This window comes from Niallia sp. XMNu-256 (assembly GCF_036670015.1).
Lineage (GTDB): Bacteria > Bacillota > Bacilli > Bacillales > Cytobacillaceae > Bacillus_BD.
Genome location: NZ_CP137636.1, coordinates 525,527 through 548,890 on the forward strand (window position 1 = coordinate 525,527; position 23,364 = coordinate 548,890).

A 23,364-nucleotide genomic window follows, 5' to 3' on the forward strand; every position below is an offset into this window, starting at 1 on the left:
GGAGGGATATTATAAATGAAACGTTATTGGAAATTAATCATTCTAAGTCTTGTCACAGTTGTTGTGATTGGAACTTTTTACACACAAGCTAGTTTAGCTAATAAAGCAGGTATAAACATTGAGTTTGAGAAAATAACAGGCAATGAAGAAGAACTAAAGGATCTTATGATTTATGGAGATTATTCAATAGGGCATATGTACCAGCCATTACAAATCACAACTGAAGGTACCGTTAATCCCTATGATCGTTCATTTATTGAACAACTCTCGCCAGCCAACAGTTCACCGATTTTTAAGGATTGGATTAAGGATCATAAAAAGTTTATGCGCGGAAAGGATCTAATCCCATCTAATTTTTTTGAAAATGAAAGTATATTGGTGTATGCGAGTTTTAAGGGAAACTTCCATGATTACCCTAAACAAAATATTGCCTTTGATATTGATATTTTAAATAAAAATTCAGGAGAAACGTTTTCCATTCAAACAGACGTCCCGTTCTTGGAAAAATATGATTGGATGAATATAGAGGATGTTCAACTGGTCGATAATGAGCTAAAGTTATTGGTCAGAGGGTTTGGAATGGAAGGCGGAAATGATTTAAAGGTGTATACCTTTGATGTGAAAGAGCAACAAATCGTTGGAAATGACACGATCGTTTCCCTTGAAACAGCATCAAACAGCTGGACAGAAATGGTGATTATCAATGAATTGCACAACTCAATTACTTCTCAAAAATATTATGTGATTAAATTAGAGACATTTGAAGCAGAGGAAGTCCAAAGCGATGGATTTACAAGCAGCACTGAAGGCGAACCGAAAACCATCGCAAATGAAGTCCTTCTATATAATATTGAAAACGACGAAGTGAAACAATGGGCGATTCCCGACGAAATGAAAGCACTTTTGGATATGTCTATTATTTCTCAATCGTCCATCTATACGTATATGCAATTAGATGAAGGGATTGAAGTCAGTCAATATGATTTGGAAAAAGAAAAATGGATTGGAAAACAGACCTTTCATTTAAAACAGAGTATAGATAATGAAAACCCGCCCTTTATTAAAATCATGAGTGGAAAAATCTATATGATTTCTGCAACAGATGATGGACATACCTTGTTAATCGGAGATTTAAACACTGGAAAGTCATTATATGAAGGAAAACTAGTCGTTAAAAATAAAAAGGAAAATCAACAAGGCTATCGGCTTTATTTTAATGAAATTGATTCACTATAAGTGAAAAATTAGTAAGTAAAGAAAACTATGTGCCAGGTACCTTCCGGTTTGGAGAGTACCTGGCTCTTTTTAATGGTAGCTTTAATGATTGGCTATTATTTCAATGATTCGGTCCTCCACTAGTTTTCCCGCTGTCTTCATCAACTAGATTATTTAATAGAACGGAAACAATCACGGCTTTTCCTTCCTTTATTTCACATATGGGAGGCACCTGGCCTCTATATCCTCCTAATCAGACTTAACGGCAGTAAGACTTCCACCTAAAAGTCCTAGTGTAATAGAAGAAGTTAGGGGGGGTCAACACTGCCCGTAAAGCTCAGAAATAAAAACACAGACTAAATACACCTCCGGCAAATGTCTATGTGGCCAGCATGTTGCTAGTTATAACTAACCATCGGTGGGGAGACGAAAGAACCCAACACTGATGGAAGTTTCTCTTTATAGAAACTATTAAAATTTTCATAAATAATTGTTATACTAACAAAGAATAGATTTATTTCGAAGTAAGAGAGGAGATAGTTGAGATATGACGAGTATGGAAGAGAATAGGGTAAAAGGCTATTATGGAGAATTCGGTGGCAGTTTTATACCAGAAGACCTTCAAAAAGCGATGGATCAAATTGAAGAGGCATTTTTACGTTATAAAAATGATCCTGAATTTCTACAAGAATATGAATATTATTTGAAAGAATATGTGGGTCGGGAAAACCCATTAACATACGCTGAAAACTTAACAAATAAAGTTGGCGGAGCCAAAATCTATCTGAAACGTGAAGATTTAAATCATACAGGTGCTCATAAGATTAATAATGTTTTAGGGCAAATTTTAGTGGCTAAGAAAATGGGAATTAAAAGAATTATTGCAGAAACTGGGGCAGGACAGCATGGGGTTGCAACTGCTACAGCATGTGCTTTGTTTGGCATGGAATGCGTGATTTATATGGGTAAAAAGGATACGGAAAGGCAAGCTCTTAATGTGTTCCGTATGGAATTGCTGGGAGCAAAGGTGGTGGCAGTAGATAAAGGTGAGGGTCACTTGGCAGAAGCAGTAGATGAGGCATTAGGTGATTTAATGCAAAACTACAAAAATACCTTCTATTTAATCGGTTCTGCGGTTGGGCCACATCCTTATCCACAGATGATTAAAGAATTCCAAGCGGTTATTAGTAAAGAATCAAAGAAACAAATTCTTGAAAAAGAAGGTAAGCTGCCAACTGCAGTTGTTGCTTGTGTTGGAGGCGGAAGTAATGCGATTGGTGCATTTGCTCACTATATCGAAGAACCAAATGTACGTCTAATCGGGGTAGAACCTGCAGAAGCTGCTTCTCTTTCAAAAGGAGTTCCGGCAGTTTTACATGGATTTAATAGCTATGTATTGCAAGATAAAGATGGAAATCTATTACCGACACATTCCATTGCTGCCGGCTTAGACTACCAAAGTGTTGGACCTGAACATAGTTATTTAAGAGATAGCGGCAGAGGCGAATATGTGCCTGTAAGCGGACAAGAAGCTTTGGAGGCTTTTCAAATCTTATCCCAAGAGGAAGGAATTATTCCTGCCCTTGAAAGTTCTCATGCAGTAGCCTATGCGATGAAATTGGCAAAAGAGTTATCAAAGGATGATATTATCATTGTTAACCTATCTGGACGTGGAGATAAAGACGTTGAACAGGTTTTTGAAATGCTAAAAAAATAGAGATGAAAAATACCGGATACCATCCATATAATCTTGGAAGGTGCCTGGTATTTTTTTCCTAGTGAGTTTAAAAGGCTGAATTAAACAATTTAGGATAACCGGCGAGAATCCTCCCTATTTCAATAGGGAGATGAATCGCCTTTTTTTAATTATTAACTATACATATAGTATAAAGAGTCGAACTGTTGTTCCTTTTTTGATTATTGTGTATAATATATATATGGAAAATGGATCCAGTAAAACAAATTTAACCCACGCTAGAACCTGTGTGTATAACGTCAATTATCATATTGTTTGGTCCGTTAAATATTGAAGACAAGTATTAACTCTGGAAATTGAACACTACTTACAGGAGCTATTTCAAGGATTACAGAAGATAAAGATTTTGTTGTTTCAATGGTTGTTGGAGAACAAGATAATGTTCATGTTTTTTGCCTCCATACACCCAAATGTTTCCCATCTTAAATCGATAAAATGTTGAAAGGGATTTCAGGTAGAAAATTGTTTCTGAACTATCCAGAGATAAAAGAACAGCTATGGAAAGGGAGGTTATGGAGCAGTAGTTTTTATCTTGAAACAGTCGGTTCTTAAATATATTGAAAAACAGAATAATAGGGGGTGAGGGATATGGCAGAAACAAGGTCTGTATTTTTACATGGTAAACCCACCGTTCATAAAATGAATCTGTTAAAAAACACTCAAAAAGAATACACAAATCTCATTAATAAATTTATAAATAGGATGGGTCAAGACCCTACTTATTTACTAGACTTGTTAACTAACAATAAACAGTCACCAAAGGTAAGAAATCTGGAAAAAGAAGTACGTAAAGGTCATCAACTTGGTTCAGCGTATGGACAAAATGCAGTGGACATGGCCGTTAAAGAACTGCATAATCATGTCATTCGTATTCGGAATAAGGTTTACGGGTTTATCCAACAGCATCATCCAGAAATGGAGGTGTATATATCTTTTCTATCCTTATTGAATGCGACCGTTATGAAAGCGGATGAAATGGCAATGATTCAAGGTTTAATCGAGAAGGAAAATCAAAAAGAGAAACCTTCCAAATCCAAAGTTGATGATTATCAAAAGCTATTGATGAAGTTAAAGGCATTAAGTGAAGAAAAACGTGAGTATTATAAGGAAACAGTCGCAAATCTCTTTCTGGACAAGCTAAAATACATGAAATTGCCTTTTTTGACAAAAAGTGTCCCCCTTCAATTGGATTCTCGCCTCTCAACATTAGAAAAGTCCCATTCCACAAAAGAAGCTTTTATTGTATATGTAAAATTACTTGGAGAAAAAGACCGGGTAGCTTTTCCGGTAAGTACTTCAAGAAATGGATTACGCCGAATGAAACAGTATGATACAGGATCAATGACGATCAAGTTAACGGATCATGGAAAGGTTCGAATTGGAGTTCCATTTACGAAAAAAATTGAAACGAAGAAAATTCCCAAAAAGAACATCCTTTCCTTTGATGCGGGTATTACAGATTTAATCTTTACAAATACAGGAAATCCTTACGGTAGTTTTTGTGGAATGAGGCAGCTTTATGAAGAGGTCGTAGAAATAAAATTAGGTCATCGATCTTCCTTACGAAATAAAATGAGAGACTATCAAAAGGAATTAAAGAAAAGCACTAATCGATATGAAAAAGAAAGATTAAGGGGGAAAGATCCAAAAGATCGCTGCTTCACTGAATGGAAAAAAGAAAAAGGACAAATGCCTTCGTCAATATGCTCACGAAGCAGATTTACGTATAAATGAGGCGGCTTACTTATTTATAGAAGAAGTGAAAAGATCTCATTCCTTTTGTGTATATGAAGACTTAGATATTACTGAGTTTGACCGAGGAACGAGAAACAACAAACGGGATAGTATGTGGATCCGAGGTCAACTAACGAAAAAAGTCCAATCTAAATTAAATTGGCTAGGCATTCCACATATGGCTGTAGATCCCGCCTACACTTCAAAGATGTGTCCTAAATGCTCCAATATTGATGACAAGAACCGGAAAGGTAAATTTTTTGTTTGTACCGTGTGCAAGCATGAAGATGACGCAGATCATAATGCAGCTATCAATATTGGACAACGTGCGCTTGATGATGAGGTGTTAAAGCTAGTTGAAAAGTATCGATATAACACCAATAAAAGGCACTCCGCATTAAAAGAATTATTTAAAAAACGTCACCGTAGCTATATAAGTATTAAGTCAGTGGCTTAATACTTATATAGCCCAATGAACCTCTTACCCATTCATTGGGGGAAAATCTTCGAGTTCATCATTACTCATTTGTAATGCGCTGTCCGAAGGTGTATCAGCTAATGATCGGATGTGCAGGTCTGTTGTTTGACCGTATGTTTGAAAAGTTAAAAGATGCTCGGTATTTCAATGCCGAGAGGTTCACTGATTAGCTATTAGTTCTACGATTCGATCTTCCACTTCTTTTCCTTTGGCTTCATAAATGAGATTATTTAAAAGGATTGAAACGATCACGGTTTTACCATCTTTTGTTTCGACATATCCGGCTAAAGAGGTGACCGTCGATAGAGTGCCTGTTTTAGCTTTAACATTCAGAGGCTTCATTCGGTTTCTTAATGTTCCGCCAACCATTTTGTTTTGTTTACCTGCAACGGGTAAGGAGGTTGCGAAAGCGGGAAACCAAACTTCCTTTTGGACATGAAATAATAGCTGTGAAATTTCGTTCGCCGGAATTAAATTCACATGAGAAATTCCAGAACCATCTCTGATGACTACATCTGTAGGATTTACACCGAATGTAGGAAGTTCCTCTTTTAACACTTGGAGTCCTTTTTCCCAGCTGCCCTCGCCTAATCTTCTTTTCCCCATTTCTTTTACGAGAGTTTCTGCATGGCCGTTATTGCTTAGTTTCATAAAGGGGATGAGGAGCTCTGACAATGCCATTGATGTATGACTAGCTAGAATATCAGTGTTTTGTGGGGTGACCCCTGGTTTTCCAGTTCCCAAAAGTTTAATCCCTTGTTTCTCCAGTTCCCCCTTAAATAGATCAAGAACGAATACAGTTGGTTCCCAAACGGAAATATATTCTTTCTCTGTTTTCGTCTCTATGGGTAGGAACCCTTTTACAATGACCGTGTTTGTTCCATGTTTTCGCTCAACTGAAAGGTCGGTGTTTCCTTCGGGTGATCCGGTTAAGGTTTGATTGATGACTTGGACATAATTGGTTGCAGGCGAAAGTTGAATTTGTGCGGGTTCACCGATGTTTGACCCTGGTGAAATATCCATTAAAACAGTGCCTGAATCAAAGTCTTTATCTGGAGAAATGGTTAGCGCAGAAATTTGCGATCCGTAGTAGGCAGATTCATCACTCCAGACTAAATCCGGTGATAAACGAACATCATCATACCAACTATCATCACCAATTAAACTCCCTTCAATTTTAGTGACACCTGAGTGGGATAATCTTTTCGCCATGTTCGTAAGGTCTTCTTTTAATAGAGTAGGATCCCCATACCCTTTTAAATACAAATTCCCTTTAAGTATTTGTCCCTCTATTTCGCCATCGGTTCGAAGCTCTGTCTTAAATTGATAATTTTGCCCTAATACGGACAAAGCGGCTGCAGCGGTAAAGAGTTTTAGATTCGAGGCAGGTCGCATCCGAATATCCCCATTATGTTCATAAAGGATCTCGCCAGTACTTGCACAGCGAACACTAATTCCTGTGAGACTACCTTTTAAAAGGGGGTCATTCTGTAACAGTTGATCTAATTCATTTTGAAAAGAAGGACTTGTTTTTTGTGCAAAAGAGGTTGAGGATGCTATTAATAACATAACTAGGGTAATAATAACGTAAATATATATAGCTTTTTTAGATTTGTTCACTATATTCCACTTCCAGCTTTTTTAATAGCTATTTTTAACTAAGACTAACGTTCTTATGTATAAAAAAGCATTATGGGATAAAAATTTTAGATGAATCTTACCATCGAATGAAGATGTGAGACACGGCCCAAATAAGAGAGGTGGTTTCGGACAGAATCCGTGCGATTCAGGCTAGCAGAGTTCGAAAGAGAGGTGGTTTCGGACAGATTACATGAGATTCAGGCTGGCAGAGTCCGAAAGAGAGGTGGTTTCGGACAGAGTTGGTGAGATCCAGGCAGGAAAAGTCCGAAAGAGAGGTTAGTTCGGACAGATTACATGAGGTTCAGGCAGGCAGAGTCCGAAAGAGGACTTAGTTCGGACAGATTCCGTGAGATTCAGGCAGGCAGAGTCCGAAAGAGGACTTAGTTCGGACAGAATCCGTGCGATTCAGGCAGGAAGAGTCCGAAAGAGGACTTAGTTCGGACAGATTCCGTGAGGTTCAGGCAGGCAGAGTCCGAAAGAGGGCTTAATTCGGACAGATTCCGTGTGATCCAGTCAGGCAGAGTCCGAAAGAGGGCTTAGTTCGGACAGAATACGTGAGATGTAGGTAGGCAGAGTCCGAAAGAGAGGTTAGTTCGGACAGAATACGTGAGATGTAGGTAGGCAGAGTCCGAAAGAGAGGTTAGTTCGGACAGAATACGTGAGATTCAGGCTAGCAGAGTCCGAAAGAGGGCTTAGTTCGGACAGAATTCGTGCGATCTAGGCTGAAAGAGTCCGCAAGAGAGCCTAGTTCGGACAGAATACGTGAGATGTAGGCTGGAAGAGTCCGCAAGAGAGCTTAGTTCGGACAGAATACGTGAGATGTAGTAATGATAGCTTTGAAAACAATTGCTATTCTATCAGGTGCAATCTTCGTACCGTTAGTTGTTGGCTTGTTTTGGAAACGTACAACGAGTAAAGCGGCATTTTCCGCCATTATCGCGAGTACAGTTGTTGTCTTTATTACCTCTATCGTTTACGGTGTCACCTCTATGCTCCCGATCATTTATGGAGTATTCACAGGCTTAGTTGTTATTGTAGCGGTAACACTACTTGGAACATAAAAGGCTAAGAAGGGTGATAGTGAAAGTTCTGTTGAAAATATTTCATAAAAAATAAAGGGATCCGTTCTAGTCTGCGAAGATAGTCATGCAGTTAGGATGGATCCCTCTTTTTTGCGCTGTAATATTCCCTTAAACTAGCGGTTGAGGCTATTAGCTTTTATATTTAATGTCGACTTCAGTACCCTAATTTCCGATCAACTAATCCATGTAATGGTTGTTCCTCTAAATATCGTTTTAAATTTTTGATAAAAAAGTGACTTACTCCTTCAACCGTACTTGGTCCTGATAGATGAGAAGTGACATACACATTTGGCATGGACCAGAGAATATGGCCTTTAGGCAACGGTTCTTTCTCGAACACATCGAGAATGGCCGCCTGAAGATGTCCTGATTGCATAACAGAAATTAAATGATCTTCATTAATGAGTGCACCACGACCTACGTTGATCAGACAGGCATTTGGTTTCATTGCTAAAAGAATATCCTTGTTAATGACGTAATGTGTTTGATCTGTTAAAGGAAGGGTTTGCACTAAATAGTCTAGTTCTTTTACGAATTCAAGCCATTGATTTGGAAAATAATGTTGGTCAACTAATGATGCTTGTTTTCCGCTAAAACTTAGCCCGTTTACATTCATATCGAATGCTCGTGCCTTCCGTACAATTTCAGCTCCAATCGATCCGAGTCCGGCAATCCCGATTGTTTTTCCCTTCAAAGTATCGGAAGTGAATGAATCCCAACTTTGTTTCAATTGGGCCTGCCTCATCCGAGGACCATCTTTTACTATGTCCAAGAGAAATGAAAATACATATTCAGAAATGTAAGTACCAAATTGATCAACAATTCGTGTAATGAACATGTCTTTAGGAATGGAAGGGTCTGTAACTAAATCATTGACTCCAGCTCCCATTGATTGAAACCATCGGACAGATGACGAGATGGGTTTGTTTAACAGTTGAGTAGGGAATTTCCAAGCTAAAATCACTTCAGTGTTGGGTAAGTATTTTTCTGCTTCCTCAAAAGTTGTCGCTCCTTGTACGGATAAATATCCCTCTTTGCGGATACTTTCAACATATGCCTCAACATCTGTAAGATTAGGACTAAACACGAGAATATTCGTTTGACGTTTACTCATTTAACTACTCCTTTTTGGCATTATATAGAAACAAAAAATAGGTTCCTATTCTATTAGATAAGGAATTGGGAAAATTAATTCAACTTGTTCTGTTTTATAGTTTAATTGATAATGAGTACTCTGTGAAGTGAGGCAACAAACTATATATAAATAAAAAGAGAAGCACCGGAACCATGCCGGTGCTTCATTCTATAACACTTTGTTCAAGAAGTCTTTCGTACGTTCATTTTTTGGGTTGCCGAAAATTTCTTGTGGTCTGTCTTGTTCAACAATATATCCACCGTCCATAAAGATAACGCGGTCGGCTACTTCTTTTGCAAAGCCCATTTCATGGGTTACAATCACCATGGTCATTCCTTCTTGAACCAATTGTTTAATAACGGCTAATACTTCACCAACCATCTCGGGGTCAAGCGCACTCGTAGGCTCATCGAATAACATGATATCCGGATTCATCGCAAGGGCGCGAGCAATCGCAACCCTTTGCTTTTGTCCACCAGATAATTGATCTGGTTTTGCCGAAGCTTTATCCTCTAAGCCTACACGTCTTAATAGCTCTAAAGCCTTTTCCTTTGCCTGTTCTTTCGTTGCCTTATTTAACTCAACTGGAGCAAGGGTTATATTATCTAATATCGTTAGATGAGGAAAAAGATTAAAGTGTTGGAATACCATTCCGATATTTTCACGGACCTTGTTTATATTTGTTCCTTTAGTTGTAAGGTTCGTCCCATTAACAATAACCTCTCCACCCGTTACCTCTTCAAGTAAGTTTAAGCAACGAAGAAGTGTACTTTTACCAGAACCAGAAGGACCGATTAAACAAACGACTTCACCTTCTCCAACCTGCAAATCAATTGATTTTAATACTTCTAGATCCCCATATGATTTTTTCAGATTCGTTACCTTAATTTTTTCCATATTTAATCCTTCTTTCTAACACATTCGATACTTTTGTTAAAATCATAATGATAATGAAGTAAATAATACCAACGATTAACCACATTTGGAACGACTCTAAATTTCGAGCAATGATAATCTTTCCGCTTTGTGTTAACTCATTAATACCGATAATCGATAGAATGGAAGTATCTTTTAATGTAATAACAAATTGGTTAATAAATGATGGAATCATCACACGAACTGCTTGTGGCAAGACAACTTTAGACATCGCCTTTCCGTATGGAAGTCCTAAGCTTCGGGCCGCTTCCATTTGGCCTTTATCAATCGACTGAATACCACCACGAACAATTTCAGCCATATACGCACCTGCATTTAAGCTTAACGTAATTAAACCTGCCACAACAGCTGTAATTCGTATATCAAGTGCTGCAGGAATACCAAAATAAATAAAGAATGCTTGTACAATTAGAGGGGTACCACGGAAAATATCAACATATACTGTGGCAATGATCCTTAATAATCTCGTTTTTGAAACTAGGAATAACCCGAAGACCACACCGAGTGCCGAGGCAATGATTAAGGAAACAACCGTTAAAATCATCGTCATTTTTAAGCCAGTCATTAAGCTCGGAAAACTTTGTTTGAATAAACCGAAAAATCCCGTATCTTCTGCTACTTCCGACCCTGTTTCTAAATATCGATCTAAAATTTCTTGGTATTCACCTGATGCTCTTAAGTTCATCAAACCGTCATTAAACATTTGTAATAACTCAGCATTTTCACCTTTAGAAACAGCGAAGCCATATGAATTACCAGCTTCTTTTTCTGTAACAATCTTTAATCCATTGCCTTGTTTAACCCCATAAGCTAATACAGGGTAATCATCAAATGCTGCCACTGAGTTACCGGATTTTACATCTTCATACATATTCGCAGAGTCATCATATGTAACGATGTCAAAGCCGTATTCATCTTGAATGCTTTGGGCAAAAGCAGCCCCTTCTGTTCCTGTCTTTATAGCAACTCTTTTCCCTTTTAGATCTTCATAAGATGAAATCGAATCATCGTTTTCATCAACTGCCATAATAACCCCTGAATCAAAATAAGGGTCTGAGAAGTCGAATTTCTTTGCCCGTTCTTCAGTAATACTCATACCTGCAATTACTGCATCTACCTGTTTTGCTTCTAAGGCTTGTACAGCTGCATTAAAGCCAAGAGGTTTAATTTCATATTTAAAACCTTGATCTTCTGCAATTGCTTTTAATAAATCCATGTCTATTCCAACAAATTCGCCATTCACATCTTGGAATTCAAATGGGGCAAAGGTGACATCGGTACCGATTACATAAGTTTTTTCTTCTGCATGTACATTGGTTGTCGATGCTAACGAAAATGTTGTAAACAGTACCAACATAAACATAAAAAGTGATGAAAGTTTCTTAGCTGTCTTCATATCTTCTCTCCTTTAAATGATGAGTTTGTTAAGTGCAATAAATTAAATTTTGTGAATTATATAACAAATAGAATCAAACCATCCTGTTATAATTTAGTTTTATAGCTGGGGGTATTAATGGGGATTCAACTTTATTAATTATACATGTTACTTCCGCTCGAATAAAAAACAATTTTTTCCAGTTAATGATTTTTTGAAATTAATTCACCTCAACGATTTTACCATAAATATAGGGCCTAGGTATAGAGGTGCAGGTCGAATGAAATTAGCTTTAAATTCATTTATAAAACTTTTGGTCCTATTAAGTAGCCCCTCTTGATTAAAATGAATGATTAGAGGAAAATTTCAAGTAGTATAGAAAAAATGACTAGAGGGTATTCGATGAAGGTATATAAGCTTAAAAGAAAATTTCGAGGCTATAAAAAGGGAACACAGTTTTATTTGGTCGCTCAATCAGAATTTATTGGAGTTAAAGAGTTTGTGTTGAGAACAAAGGATTTAGCAGATAGGGTATCCGTTAATGAAAGTGAACTATTTCAGAATTTTATTTTCATTGGAGTAAAAACAGTAAACGTAGAACAGAAAGACATCTAATCTTTCTTTTACCGATACATGCTTGAAGCGATAGAGCAGGGCTATATTTATTGTGCTCAACCACCTTTATACAAAGTTAGCAAGGGAGAAACATTCAATATGCTTATAATGACCGCCAATTAGAAGAGATTATGGCTTCATTACCAGCATCTCCTAAGCCAAACTTGCAGCGTTATAAAGGATTAGGAGAAATGAATTCAAAGCAGTTATGGGAGACAACGATGAATCCTGAGACTAGAACTCTGTTAAAGGTGACGATTGATGACGCAAAAGTCGCTGAAGAAACAGTTGAAATGTTGATGGGAGAAAAGGTAGCACCACGCCGTCAATTCATCGAGGAAAATGCATTATACGTTAAGAACCTTGATGTATAACAGAATAAGAGGGTGTTCTTAAGGCATCCTCTTATTCATCTGATAATCCCCAATCTAAAGCAAGAACTTCTTTTAAAGCAAGTAACCGATCCGTTCCAATTTGTTCTTGGACCTTCTTTTCTAACGTTGCTTTTAAAGCCTCATTTTTCTCGTAACACTCTTCACCTAGTGGGGTTAAACGCAAACACTTTTCTTTCTTATTATTTTCTACATTTTTCACCTCAACTAATCCTTTTGCTTCAAGGTTTTTAATAAACTTATGTGTAGCTTGCCTTGAAATGTCGACATGTTTAGAAATGTAAGCGATTGTGGGCTGTTTCTTATACGTTCGTGCCATTATAAACCATTCAGAATTCGATATATAAATATCACTATGGTCATTCCATAGTTTTTCAGTTAAGTTTCGAAGTTGATAATGACGTTCGCTTAATAGGTCGAATAAATCTAATTCTTCTAAATTCCTGTCCAATGACTTCACTTCTTTCTAATTCTAAAAATAATATACAAAAGGTAGATTGTCAATTAAATTGACAATAATAAAGGAATGTCCTATAATAAGATTAGAACGAAAATTCAAAAATGTAGGGGAAATGTAGATGTTTAATATTGGAGATGTCATTATTTATTCGGAACATGGACTGTGTGAAATTGATGATATCCGTGATCAAACCTTCGCTGGTGTAACTAGGAAGTATTATATTTTACATCCTTTAGATGATGCAAATCTAAAAATCAGCACCCCGGTAGATAACGATAAAGTAGTGATGCTTAGAACAATGGATAAGGAAGAGGCAGACTTACTTTTACAAACGTTTAATGGACCAGGTATTGAATGGATTGAAGATTCTAGACAAAGGAATTTAAAATATGGAAAGATCGTTCAGTCCGGAGATCGTACAGAAATCGCTCAGGTGGCCAACACGTTAATTCGCAAGAACCTTGAGTTAAAGTCCAACGGAAAGAGAATTTATGACCAGGACCGGAAATTATTGCAAACGATTCAAACCAACTTATTTAATGAACTCGCCTTATCATTGGAAACTTCTTATGAGGATATTGAACAAAGAGTTAATGATATGTTACAGGAATAAAAATTGCCAGGCATTTTCCACTTTATGGAACGTGCCTGGCAATTTATTTTGTTTATACGGCTTTCTTTGGAATCATTACAAATTCCTTGCCTTCTTTTCGTTTTTGTGCATATTCTGCCGTTGCCGTAAAGACAACATCTGTGTGTGAATTAAGTGCTGTCTCACAAGAGTCTTGAAGTACTCCGATAATAAATCCTACTCCTACAACCTGCATGGCAATGTCATTTGAAATTCCAAATAGGCTACAAGCTAAAGGGATTAATAATAGCGATCCGCCCGCAACCCCCGAAGCACCAGCCGCAGAAACTGCCGCTAGAACGACAAGAATCACAGCAGTAGCAAAGTCAACTTGAATCCCTAAAGTATGAACAGCAGCAAGTGTTAGAACAGAAATTGTAATCGCTGCACCAGCCATATTGATTGTTGCACCTAAAGGGATGGATACAGAATACGTATCTTCATCTAAACCTAGTTCTTTACTTAAACGCATATTGACTGGAATGTTTGCAGCTGAGCTACGAGTAAAGAATGCATAGATGCCACTATCTTTAATACATTTAAAAACAAGTGGATATGGATTTTTATGAGTATAAAAATAAACGATCAAAGGGTTAACAAAAAAAGTAACAAAGAACATGCAACCTAGAAGGACTAATAATAACTGCCCATATTCAAGCAAGGCTGAAAGGCCACTTGTTGAAATGGCATTATAAACTAACCCCATGATCCCGATTGGTGCCAAATTAATCACCCATTTTACGACCTTAGAGATGGCATCTGAGAGATCGACAAACACATCTTTTGTTCGATCTGAAGCATGTTTTAAAGCAATTCCAAGAACAATTGCCCATGTTAGGATCCCGATATAGTTAGCGTTTATAATCGCATCAACTGGATTGGCGACAATATTGAATAAGAGCTTTTCGAGTACCTCTAGGATCCCCCCAGGAGGAGCTACATCTTGGGCCCCTGTTGTAAGAGTTAAGCTTACTGGGAAGATAAAGCTAGCGATCACTCCTACCAAACCAGCCAAAGTAGTACTAATTGCATATAAAATGATGATCAATTTCATATTGGTTTTTTGTCCGGTTTTATGCTGTGCTATTGCACTAATTACAAGAAATAAAACCAGAACAGGTGCAACCGCCTTTAATGCCCCAACGAATAAGGAACCGAAAATGGATACCCATTTGGTGGCATCAGGAATGGTTAAAGCGAAGATGATCCCTAAAATGAGGCCCACAACAATCCGCTTGACCAAACTCACTTGGTTCCATTTGTATATTAAATTTTTCATTAGATGTTTCCCCCTAATTTTTTCCCTGTAAAAGTTTACCTGTTACGTACAATTGTATTGTCCCGATGGACGATAAGTAATGCTAGTTTAACATGAATTCGCCTATTGGGGAACATATTATTATAGTGAAATATGTATTTTTATAATTTTGAATCCGTCTTATCCCTGGGCAATCAGGATACCACCCTCAAGGTCGGACTCAGAATTTGTACCATTCTTGTAATATGATAGAAAGGATTGAGGGGGTGGGTAATCGGATGCATTTAAATAGAATTAATGAATTGATTAGAAAATGATTGACCACTATCTCACTAAGTATTTTTTCAAGAACTTTTAGAGGACAAATAATTGAAAAGGCAATGAGAATCCTACTCATTGCCTTTTCTACTGAACCGGAAATTCGGTCTATGGAATTAGATTGGTCCTTCTATTGCCCGTACCCGTGCCCATGCCCGTGCCCGTGTTCCTGTTCAGCGGCCATTGCATCTGCTTTTGTTCGATGTACGGTACCGAACGGGTGCTGAGGGGGTGCATAAATCGAATATAGTTTAAGCGGCTCATTACCTGTGTTGGTCAAATTATGCCATGTGCCCGCAGGAATCACAATTGCAAAGTCATCAAAGACATCTCTTTGAAAGTTTAATTGGTCTTTACGTGGACCCATTTGCATAATGCCCTGCCCTTGTTCAATCCGTAAAAATTGATCAATATTAGGGTGTATTTCTAAACCAATATCCTCTCCAGGTTTAAGACTCATTAGTGTAATTTGAAAATGAGTACCCGTCCATAAGGCGGTACGAAACGTGTTATTTTGGGTTGTTGCTTCTTCAATATTTATAACAAATGGCTGTCGGCCATAGTCTCTAATGACGAGACCATTATCATTTCTGCTTACTCGCAAATCCTCTAATTGCTGAATATGCTTTGCTTCATCATTAAAGTTTTGCAAAAACAGCTCTCGAACGAATGAATCTTGTGTAAATAAATAATGATTCCGATATTCTTCAAATTCATTACATTTCACTTCAAACGTTTTTTCCAATCCATCATGAAACTCCTGAATAGGGATCTTTTCTACATTGTAAAAAGGTTGACTTCCAGTAAGACGAATATAGTGGTCTGTCAACTGCTGCAAATGTAGGTTTTCATCCTCTAAAACTTGTAATAATCGCTCTTTTTGTTCTTGATCTGGAGCTATTTGAATGAGTCGGTTGATTAAGTCAATCGTGGAAGCCTCTCCATTAATTCTTGCTAATATTGCATTAGGTACGATTTGCCATTGGGACTCTGGAATTTGGTTTCTATAATCCGGATAAATCGGGGTGCTTGCATAATAAGGATATGGATAACCTGGAGGTACATAATACATATCTTTTCAATCCCTTCGTTTTTCATCAGGGTTATTTTATGGCTTTTTACTAGGGATGTGCCTGTCATTATCAAATACGTTCTTTCTCATTACTATCTTATTAAGAATCCTTTTCATTACGTTAGAAAATAACAAGGTTTGTTGCTAAGGTAAATTCTTATGTCTTTAATAAAATATTGAAATATAGGAGAAGAATATGACAACAAAATTTAAAGGATTGTCAGCATGGCAGTTAGCAATGATGGCAATCGGAAGTGTTATAGGGGGATCATTTTATCTTGGATCATCAGTGGCTATTCATGCAGCGGGTCCATCTATTGTTATATCTTATATTTTGGCGGGTGCCTTGGCCTTCTTTACCTTATACGCCCTTTCAGAAATGACCGTCGCTAACCCAACAACAGGGTCATTTAGCACCTTTGCTGCACAGGAGTTAGGAACAGGTGCAGGATTTGTTGTCGGCTGGCTATATTGGAAATGAGAGAAAACTATGAGTGGTTTTAGTTACCATTGCAGCGATAATAGGTAGATAGCAAGAAAATGATCTTGCTGTCTTCAGTATTTCTTTGACTTATACAAAAAGTACTTATAGAGTGAATGAGAGGCAGGTTAAAGGAATAGAAAGAAGGAATAAAATGACCAAACAAAGTATAATCTTTTTTGATATAGATGGAACATTGCTAAACGATGAGAAGGAAATGCCGAAAACAGCTAAAGATGCCATATATAAATTGAAAGAAAATGGACATATCGTAGCCATTGCAACTGGACGAGCTCCTTTTATGTTTGAAAAATTGCGAGCAGAATTAGAAATAGATACCTATGTAAGTTATAACGGACAATATGTTGTTTTAAATGGGGAAGTACTATATACAAATCCGTTAAAGATCGAACCTCTCGAAAGGTTAACAGAGGAAGCCCTTCGTCATAATCATCCCGTCTTATATATGGATCACAAAGATATGAAAGCCAATGTTCCAGAACATCCATTTATTTATGAGAGTATTCGTTCCTTGAGAATCGAACAATTTCCTACCCATGATCCTTCTTATTATAAAGGTCGTCCATTATACCAATCGATAATATTTTGTGAGGCAGGGGAAGAACAGTTTTATCAAGAGAAATTTCCTGACTTTGATTTTATTAGATGGCACCCTGTATCCGTTGATGTTATTCCAACAGGCGGATCCAAGGCAAATGGAATAGAAAAAATAACGGAAAAGCTAGGTTTTTCAAGGGAAAGACAATTTGCTTTTGGCGATGGCCCAAATGATGTTGAAATGCTTTCGAGAATTTATAATAGTGTCGCCATGGGAAATGCGGATGAATCTTTAAAGTCCGTTGCAAAATATGTGACTAAATCAGTAGATGATAATGGAATTCAATATGGCCTTCAGATGGTAGGATTATTATAAATAGAATAAGAACAATATCCATAACCTATAGCCTCTTATATTAGTATAAAGGAGATATTAGATACAGTAGATGATTTCACTATGATTGGGAATCGTCTTTGGTGTTGGTAAAAAGATATCCGATCTAACTAGATAAGTTCCTTACATAAAGAAGACTTCCGCTTATACGGAAGTCCTTTTATCCTCTTGATTATACCCCTTTATAAGCCTTACGATAAATTTCAGCAAGCTCAGAAACAAGCGGCATTTTAGGGTTAGCACCTGTACATTGATCTTCAAAAGCACGGTCTGCTAGTATATCTACATTTTGTTCAAACTCTTTTTTGTCAATCCCTTGTGATTGAAGACTCATCGGGATGTTTAATTCTTTTGCTAAAGAAATGATGGCTTGAACAAGGCTTTCGACTCCTTCTGCGGTTGTACTTGCAGGAAGTCCTAAAATTCTAGCAATCTCTGCGTAACGCTCATCAGCAATAAAATGCTCGTATTTCGGGAAAGTCGCTAGTTTCCTCGGTTTTGTTGCATTGTAACGAATGACATGCGGCATAAGAATCGTATTGGCACGTCCGTGAGGTACATGGTATTCGGCACCAAGCTTATGGGCTAAGCTATGATTAATCCCTAAGAAGGCGTTGGAAAAGGCCATTCCTGCAATAGCGGATGCATTATGCATTTTTTCCCGTGCTTCTTCATCATTCCCATTCGCGTAGGCTCTTGGTAAATATTTAAATACTAATTGAATCGCTTTAATGGCAAGGCCATCTGTATAGTCGTTTGCCATAACAGACACGTAGGCTTCAATTGCATGTGTCAACACATCCATCCCTGTATCAGCCGTTACAGATTTTGGCAAGGACATGATAAACTGTGGATCAATAATCGCAACATCTGGGGTTAATTCATAATCTGCCAATGGGTATTTCATGTTGTTCACTTTATCAGAGATCACAGCAAATGATGTCATTTCTGATCCAGTACCAGAGGTAGTTGGAATTGCTACAAATTTTGCTTTTGCACCAAGCTCAGGATACTTAACAACACGTTTACGAATATCCATAAATTTTTGTTTTAACTCATGGAAATTAGCTTCAGGGTGCTCGTAAAATAACCACATACCTTTTGCCGCATCCATTGGTGAACCTCCACCTAGGGCGATGATGACATCTGGTTGGAATTCCTCCATCATCTTCGTTCCATTCATGACCGTTTCAATAGACGGATCTGGTTCCACTTGGGAGAAGATTCGATAATGAACGTTATTTGGATTCTCTTCTAAATAATGAACCACTTTATCAACATACCCGAATTCGACCATTGCTTGATCTGTTACAATCAAAGCTTTTGAAATTCCTTGCATTGCTGCTAAATATTGAATTGAATTTTTTTCAAAGTAAATTTTTGGTGGCACTTTAAACCATTGCATATTTTTATTCCTTCTCGCCATCTTTTTAATATTAATTAAATGTGAGGCAGTCACGTTAACTGAGATCGAGTTGCCGCCATATGATCCGCATCCTAGTGTTAAGGATGGTGTGTTTGCATTATAAATATCACCAATGCCTCCTTGTGAAGAAGGGGCATTTGTAATGATTCGCCCAGCTTTCATTCTACTAGCAAATTCATCAAGAACGTCCCTATTCGTAGAGTGAATGACAGCCGTGTGGCCAAGACCACCAAATTCAAGCATTTCTTCGGCTCGCTCAAAACCTTCTTCTGTTGAATGAGCTTTATAACATGCAAGAACAGGACTTAGTTTTTCACGAGATAGAGGAAATTCAGGTCCCACACCAGCTAATTCAGCAATGAGAATTTTTGTATCCTCTGCGACCTTAATCCCTGCCAACTGTGCAATTTTACTTGCGGGCTGTCCGACGATTGCAGTATTAACTGCACAAGTATTTTCATTGATAACTAGTTTTTCTACTTTATCTTTTTCATCCGTTGTTAGGAAATAGCAACCAAGATCGATAAATTCTTTTTTTGTCACATCATAGATTTCCTTATCAATAATTACTGCTTGTTCAGATGCACAAATCATCCCATTATCAAAGGTTTTTGACAGGACGAGATCATTGACAGCACGTTTAACAATCGCTGATTTTTCAATATAACAAGGAACATTCCCAGGGCCAACTCCAATGGCTGGTTTTCCTGAACTGTAGGCTGATTTGACCATTCCAGAGCCACCGGTGGCTAAAATAAGAGAAATTCCAGGATGTGTCATAAGTTGGTGGGTAGCTTCCATGGAAGGAGACTCAACCCATTGAATACAATGCTCTGGAGCACCTGCTTTGATTGCTGCATCACGTAATACTTTTGCTGCTTCACTTGAGCATTTTTGTGCGGAAGGGTGAAAAGCAAAGATGATCGGATTCCGTGCTTTAATAGAAATTAAAATTTTAAACATGGTCGTTGATGTAGGATTTGTTACTGGTGTAACAGCACAAATCACACCGATTGGGTCAGCAATGTCTACAATGCCTTCTAATTTATTTTCATGGATAACTCCAACTGTCGGCTCATCTTTAATGGTGTTCCAAATGTACTCAGTTGCAAAAAGGTTCTTGATAATTTTATCTTCATAAACCCCACGTCTTGTTTCCTGAACAGCTAGTTTTGCCAATGGCATATGCTGATCTAATCCGGCTACAGCCATTTGTTTTACAATCTCGTCGATTTGCCTTTGGTCAAACCCTTTGAATTGACTTAAAGCCTGTTTTGCATTGGAAATTAATTTGTCAATCATTTTTGATACAACTTCTTCTTGGGTGAGTTCTGCTTCGATAACAGCCATGAGAATCCTCCTTAGTTGTGAAAAGATGAGCATAAATAGTTAATGATTCAAACTGACTAATTTCCCTTCATAAGGAAACTTTGTTATTTTGTGAAGTAATGGGCAATATATTTATATTTTTAATTTAATACAAATAGAAAAAAATGACAATCACAATCATGTGAAATGTTGAGTGATGTAAGTAACAAATATCACAAGAAGTTTTAGGGAAAACTAATTTTTACCAAACTTTTACATTACATTAATCCCCTGTTTGAGAATAGACCATATACTTAACTTTTAAGAGGTCAAGTGTTGTAGTTTCACTTTGGATGTTCCAAAAAGATCAAACAGGAGGTTCGTATTTTAAGAGGGGACGGCTTTACTACATTCTGTTTAGCCAATAAAGAGTAATAGAAGAAGATTTTAACTAAAATAACTTCATGGGGGAATCTGCTTGGAATCAAATCTATCGGCTTTTATTGAATATTTTAATTTCACCATGTTTGTATTATTTGCCATTATGTATTCCTATCAAATTGTGTACATGTTTGTTGCATTTAAGGCTAAAAGGAGCAAAAAAGAGGAAGTTAGAAATATTCAACTGAACAGATATGCGATCATTATCGCAGCACGTAATGAAGAGTTAGTGATCGGACAACTGATAAATAGTATTAAAAATCAGAACTATCCTAAGGAATTGGTTGATGTTTTTGTTGTAGCAGATAATTGTACGGATGGGACTGCACATGAGGCAAGGAAGGCTGGGGCCATTGTTAGAGAACGTTTTAATAAAGCCCAAGTTGGAAAAGGGTATGCCCTTGACTATATGATAAGTATCATTGAAACAGAATTTTCATCCAAAAAGTATGATGGATTATTTGTGTTTGATGCCGATAATTTACTAGATGAAAATTATATTGCAGAAATGAACAAAACGTTTAATAGAGGATATCGGGTAGTTACGAGCTATCGAAACTCAAAAAATTATGATCAAAACTGGATCTCAGCAGGGTATGGCCTTTGGTTCTTGCATGAAGCAGAGTATTTGAATCTACCAAGGATGGTGTTGAAATCAAGCTGTGCCATATCCGGGACAGGATTTCTTGTACATGCTGATGTCATTAAAGCCAATGGAGGATGGATTCATCATTTGCTCACCGAAGATATCGAGTTTTCTGTATCTCAAATCATTAAAGGTGAAAAATTCGGCTATTGTAAAAAGGCTGTATTTTACGATGAACAACCTGTTACGTTTAGCCAATCCTGGAACCAGAGATTGCGTTGGGCAAAGGGGTTTTATCAAGTCTTCGCCAAATACGGCAAAGATCTGATTGGCGGTATTTTTCAAGGAAAACAAAATCGATTCTCCTGTTTCGATATGACGATGACGATCATGCCTGCAATGTTGATTTCTTTTGCTAGCATTTTAGTTAATGGCTTTTTCTTCGCAGCCGGTTTCTTTGATTTGTTTGGGGGAAAAGCGGTTATAGAAATGACTTCGATTGCACTACTTAAATCTGTGTGTTGGTATTATGGAGTCCTGTTTATTCTTGGTTTCATAACGACATTGACAGAATGGAGGTCCATCCACTGTGCTAGTTGGAAAAAGGTTGCCTATATGTTCACATTTCCTTTGTTTATGTTTACGTATATCCCCATTTCGGTTGTAGCTTTGTTTAAAGATGTTGAATGGAAGCCAATCGCCCATACAGTGGTGAAGTCATTAGACGATGTAAGGTAAGAATTTAGACTCGGTGATCGTGATAGACACGAATACCGGGTCTTTTTTTAATAGAATTATAATATGTCGATAGGGAAACGATAAATAATAAAAAGAATATAAACTTACTTTTTTTATTCATATGCTTTTTATTCTATTTAAATAACTTTCATAAATACCAATTTTCGCTATAATACTAATATACTACTTTAATGAACGTCATTATAAGGGGAGAACACCATGAAGGGTCAGGTTAAGCTCATTTCAGCCATGCTCATATTTGGAAGCATCGGCTTGTTCGTCAAAAATATTCATCTATCATCAAGTGAAATTGCCCTTTTAAGAGGAGCGATTGGAAGTATCTTTTTACTAGCTTTAAGCTTCTTAGTCAGACAAAGACCGTCTTTTTCAGTGATAAAAGAAAATCTGATTCTCTTACTATTATCGGGTGCAGCACTTGGATTTAACTGGATCTTTTTATTTGAGGCCTATCGATATACAACCATTTCAAATTCAACTATCAGTTATTACTTTGCACCAATTATTGTTATGGTTTTAGCACCCTTTATTTTGAAAGAAAAGCTCACACGTATTAAAATTGTTAGTTTACTGTTAGCGATGGTTGGGTTGATTTTAGTCGTCAATAACGGGGGTGGCAGCATAGACGGGGCGTATAATCACGCAGTTGGGATTATATACGGTTTGTTAGCTGCTACGTTATATGCGAGTGTCATATTAATGAATAAATTTATTAGAAATTTATCGGGGTTTGAAACAACGCTTATTCAATTAATGATGGCATCAATTGTTTTGGCTCCTTATGTTTACATAAAAGAGGGGTTGGATTTCTCAGGAATAAACAGCCAGTCCGTCATTCTCATCCTTATTCTTGGAATGGTCCACACAGGGGTTGCTTATTTCTTATATTTTGGAGCAATAAAAGAGCTTAAAGGACAAACGATTGCTGTTTTAAGCTACATTGACCCTATTTCAGCTGTCATTTTCTCATTCCTCTTCCTAGGAGAACATATGGGGGCTCTACAAATCATCGGAGGGATCCTCGTGCTAGGTTCTACTTTTCTTAGTGAAAAGGAATTTGGTCTGCGTAAGAAGGATAAAACTTGAACTTGATTTAACCAAGGTTGTCTTCAAATATAATGAGGACAGCCTTTTTATATACGAAAGAAGTAAGTGTAATTCTATTCGATGATTTAGTAAATGTAGGAACCCTACCCTAAAAAATTCCCACAAGTTATAGTTTAATTTTCTTTACTTTCAATTTATTTAGGTTTAAAATATAGACAAAAGTTCACAAATTGTTCAAAAAGTTGTAAAAAACCCGTAACAATTAGAAA

At 37.2% G+C, this 23,364-nt stretch carries 19 protein-coding genes and 1 pseudogene; 12 read left to right on the plus strand and 8 right to left on the minus strand.

Annotated features, from left to right (window positions below; translation table 11 throughout):
- The first annotated feature begins 15 nt into the window (after nt 1–15).
- The 4 genes from R4Z10_RS02640 (at nt 16) to R4Z10_RS02655 (ending at nt 5,162) form a co-directional block, all read left to right on the plus strand.
- A complete protein-coding gene (locus R4Z10_RS02640) occupies nt 16–1,236 on the plus strand; it encodes a hypothetical protein (RefSeq protein WP_338471689.1) in 1,221 nt (406 codons plus the stop codon).
- A gap of 526 nt (nt 1,237–1,762) precedes the next feature.
- Nucleotides 1,763–2,932 carry a tryptophan synthase subunit beta gene (gene trpB / locus R4Z10_RS02645; RefSeq protein WP_338471690.1) on the plus strand — a complete coding sequence of 390 codons (1,170 nt, stop codon included), beginning with the start codon at nt 1,763–1,765 and terminating at the stop codon, nt 2,930–2,932.
- Nucleotides 2,933–3,559: 627 nt separating this feature from the next.
- Nucleotides 3,560–4,705, plus strand: a complete 1,146-nt coding sequence (locus tag R4Z10_RS02650; protein WP_338471691.1) for a hypothetical protein — start codon at nt 3,560–3,562, stop codon at nt 4,703–4,705.
- Between the two features lie 25 nt (nt 4,706–4,730).
- On the plus strand, nt 4,731–5,162 hold the full coding sequence (locus R4Z10_RS02655) for a transposase (RefSeq protein ID WP_338471692.1): 432 nt from the start codon (nt 4,731–4,733) through the stop codon (nt 5,160–5,162).
- Between the two features lie 180 nt (nt 5,163–5,342).
- Here R4Z10_RS02655 and dacB read toward each other — a convergent pair whose 3' ends face one another.
- Entirely contained in the window at nt 5,343–6,752 is a 1,410-nt protein-coding gene (gene dacB, locus R4Z10_RS02660; RefSeq protein ID WP_338471693.1) for a D-alanyl-D-alanine carboxypeptidase/D-alanyl-D-alanine-endopeptidase, read from the minus strand.
- An 899-nt stretch (nt 6,753–7,651) separates the two neighbouring features.
- Between dacB and R4Z10_RS02665 the strand changes: the two genes are divergently transcribed.
- The gene (locus tag R4Z10_RS02665) at nt 7,652–7,885 is read left to right on the plus strand and encodes a hypothetical protein (protein ID WP_338471694.1); all 234 of its coding nucleotides are present in this window, start codon (nt 7,652–7,654) and stop codon (nt 7,883–7,885) included.
- Nucleotides 7,886–8,060: 175 nt separating this feature from the next.
- Here the strand turns inward: R4Z10_RS02665 and R4Z10_RS02670 are convergent, their stop codons facing one another.
- From R4Z10_RS02670 to R4Z10_RS02680, 3 genes are all read right to left on the minus strand, one after another.
- Nucleotides 8,061–9,020 carry a D-2-hydroxyacid dehydrogenase gene (locus R4Z10_RS02670; protein WP_338471695.1) on the minus strand — a complete coding sequence of 320 codons (960 nt, stop codon included), beginning with the start codon at nt 9,018–9,020 and terminating at the stop codon, nt 8,061–8,063.
- A gap of 189 nt (nt 9,021–9,209) precedes the next feature.
- Nucleotides 9,210–9,938 carry an amino acid ABC transporter ATP-binding protein gene (locus R4Z10_RS02675; RefSeq protein ID WP_338471696.1) on the minus strand — a complete coding sequence of 243 codons (729 nt, stop codon included), beginning with the start codon at nt 9,936–9,938 and terminating at the stop codon, nt 9,210–9,212.
- Nucleotides 9,925–11,334, minus strand: coding sequence for an amino acid ABC transporter substrate-binding protein/permease (locus tag R4Z10_RS02680; protein ID WP_338473145.1), 1,410 nt, complete (start codon nt 11,332–11,334; stop codon nt 9,925–9,927). Before R4Z10_RS02680 ends, R4Z10_RS02675 begins: the two co-directional genes overlap by 14 nt.
- 420 nt (nt 11,335–11,754) lie before the next feature.
- Here R4Z10_RS02680 and R4Z10_RS02685 point away from each other — a divergent pair, with 420 nt between their 5' ends.
- Together R4Z10_RS02685 and R4Z10_RS02690 are read left to right on the plus strand one after the other, a co-directional pair.
- Nucleotides 11,755–11,967: a hypothetical protein gene (locus R4Z10_RS02685; RefSeq protein ID WP_338473302.1), complete on the plus strand. Its 213-nt coding sequence runs from the start codon at nt 11,755–11,757 to the stop codon at nt 11,965–11,967.
- Nucleotides 11,962–12,341, plus strand: a pseudogene (locus R4Z10_RS02690) (DNA topoisomerase IV subunit B); the annotation flags it as partial. The gene R4Z10_RS02685 and the pseudogene R4Z10_RS02690, both read left to right, overlap by 6 nt.
- Before the next feature lie 31 nt (nt 12,342–12,372).
- Here R4Z10_RS02690 and R4Z10_RS02695 read toward each other — a convergent pair.
- The gene (locus R4Z10_RS02695) at nt 12,373–12,810 is read right to left on the minus strand and encodes a MarR family winged helix-turn-helix transcriptional regulator (RefSeq protein WP_338471697.1); all 438 of its coding nucleotides are present in this window, start codon (nt 12,808–12,810) and stop codon (nt 12,373–12,375) included.
- 127 nt (nt 12,811–12,937) lie between these two features.
- Between R4Z10_RS02695 and R4Z10_RS02700 the strand changes: the two genes are divergently transcribed.
- The gene (locus tag R4Z10_RS02700) at nt 12,938–13,432 is read left to right on the plus strand and encodes a CarD family transcriptional regulator (protein ID WP_338471698.1); all 495 of its coding nucleotides are present in this window, start codon (nt 12,938–12,940) and stop codon (nt 13,430–13,432) included.
- Nucleotides 13,433–13,484: 52 nt separating this feature from the next.
- Here R4Z10_RS02700 and sstT read toward each other — a convergent pair whose 3' ends face one another.
- Both sstT and R4Z10_RS02710 read right to left on the minus strand, forming a co-directional pair.
- Nucleotides 13,485–14,729, minus strand: a complete 1,245-nt coding sequence (sstT, locus tag R4Z10_RS02705; protein ID WP_338471699.1) for a serine/threonine transporter SstT — start codon at nt 14,727–14,729, stop codon at nt 13,485–13,487.
- A gap of 427 nt (nt 14,730–15,156) precedes the next feature.
- Entirely contained in the window at nt 15,157–16,098 is a 942-nt protein-coding gene (locus R4Z10_RS02710; RefSeq protein WP_338471700.1) for a cupin domain-containing protein, read from the minus strand.
- A 196-nt stretch (nt 16,099–16,294) separates the two neighbouring features.
- On the opposite strand from R4Z10_RS02710, the gene R4Z10_RS02715 reads away from it, so the two are divergent.
- Both R4Z10_RS02715 and R4Z10_RS02720 read left to right on the plus strand, forming a co-directional pair.
- Nucleotides 16,295–16,579 (plus strand): hypothetical protein, encoded by a 285-nt coding sequence (locus tag R4Z10_RS02715; RefSeq protein ID WP_338471701.1) that lies wholly within the window; start codon nt 16,295–16,297, stop codon nt 16,577–16,579.
- A gap of 154 nt (nt 16,580–16,733) precedes the next feature.
- Nucleotides 16,734–17,513 carry a Cof-type HAD-IIB family hydrolase gene (locus tag R4Z10_RS02720; RefSeq protein WP_338471702.1) on the plus strand — a complete coding sequence of 260 codons (780 nt, stop codon included), beginning with the start codon at nt 16,734–16,736 and terminating at the stop codon, nt 17,511–17,513.
- Nucleotides 17,514–17,703: 190 nt separating this feature from the next.
- Here the strand turns inward: R4Z10_RS02720 and adhE are convergent, their stop codons facing one another.
- On the minus strand, nt 17,704–20,307 hold the full coding sequence (gene adhE / locus R4Z10_RS02725) for a bifunctional acetaldehyde-CoA/alcohol dehydrogenase (protein WP_338471703.1): 2,604 nt from the start codon (nt 20,305–20,307) through the stop codon (nt 17,704–17,706).
- 436 nt (nt 20,308–20,743) lie between these two features.
- Here adhE and R4Z10_RS02730 point away from each other — a divergent pair, with 436 nt between their 5' ends.
- The gene (locus R4Z10_RS02730) at nt 20,744–22,030 is read left to right on the plus strand and encodes a glycosyltransferase family 2 protein (protein ID WP_338471704.1); all 1,287 of its coding nucleotides are present in this window, start codon (nt 20,744–20,746) and stop codon (nt 22,028–22,030) included.
- A 219-nt stretch (nt 22,031–22,249) separates the two neighbouring features.
- Nucleotides 22,250–23,134, plus strand: a complete 885-nt coding sequence (locus R4Z10_RS02735) for a DMT family transporter (RefSeq protein WP_338471705.1) — start codon at nt 22,250–22,252, stop codon at nt 23,132–23,134.
- Nucleotides 23,135–23,364 lie beyond the last annotated feature (230 nt).

Coding starts and splice junctions, on each gene's coding strand:
- R4Z10_RS02685 (WP_338473302.1), top strand. CDS start 11,755: ATGAAGGTATATAAGCTTAAAAGAAAATTTCGAGGCTATAAAAAGGGA.
- sstT (WP_338471699.1), bottom strand. CDS start 14,729: ATGAAAAATTTAATATACAAATGGAACCAAGTGAGTTTGGTCAAGCGG.
- adhE (WP_338471703.1), bottom strand. CDS start 20,307: ATGGCTGTTATCGAAGCAGAACTCACCCAAGAAGAAGTTGTATCAAAA.
- R4Z10_RS02670 (WP_338471695.1), bottom strand. CDS start 9,020: ATGAGTAAACGTCAAACGAATATTCTCGTGTTTAGTCCTAATCTTACA.
- dacB (WP_338471693.1), bottom strand. CDS start 6,752: ATGTTATTAATAGCATCCTCAACCTCTTTTGCACAAAAAACAAGTCCT.
- trpB (WP_338471690.1), top strand. CDS start 1,763: ATGACGAGTATGGAAGAGAATAGGGTAAAAGGCTATTATGGAGAATTC.
- R4Z10_RS02640 (WP_338471689.1), top strand. CDS start 16: ATGAAACGTTATTGGAAATTAATCATTCTAAGTCTTGTCACAGTTGTT.
- R4Z10_RS02675 (WP_338471696.1), bottom strand. CDS start 9,938: ATGGAAAAAATTAAGGTAACGAATCTGAAAAAATCATATGGGGATCTA.
- R4Z10_RS02715 (WP_338471701.1), top strand. CDS start 16,295: ATGACAACAAAATTTAAAGGATTGTCAGCATGGCAGTTAGCAATGATG.
- R4Z10_RS02665 (WP_338471694.1), top strand. CDS start 7,652: ATGATAGCTTTGAAAACAATTGCTATTCTATCAGGTGCAATCTTCGTA.
- R4Z10_RS02700 (WP_338471698.1), top strand. CDS start 12,938: ATGTTTAATATTGGAGATGTCATTATTTATTCGGAACATGGACTGTGT.
- R4Z10_RS02680 (WP_338473145.1), bottom strand. CDS start 11,334: ATGTTGGTACTGTTTACAACATTTTCGTTAGCATCGACAACCAATGTA.
- R4Z10_RS02650 (WP_338471691.1), top strand. CDS start 3,560: ATGGCAGAAACAAGGTCTGTATTTTTACATGGTAAACCCACCGTTCAT.
- R4Z10_RS02710 (WP_338471700.1), bottom strand. CDS start 16,098: ATGTATTATGTACCTCCAGGTTATCCATATCCTTATTATGCAAGCACC.
- R4Z10_RS02735 (WP_338471705.1), top strand. CDS start 22,250: ATGAAGGGTCAGGTTAAGCTCATTTCAGCCATGCTCATATTTGGAAGC.
- R4Z10_RS02720 (WP_338471702.1), top strand. CDS start 16,734: ATGACCAAACAAAGTATAATCTTTTTTGATATAGATGGAACATTGCTA.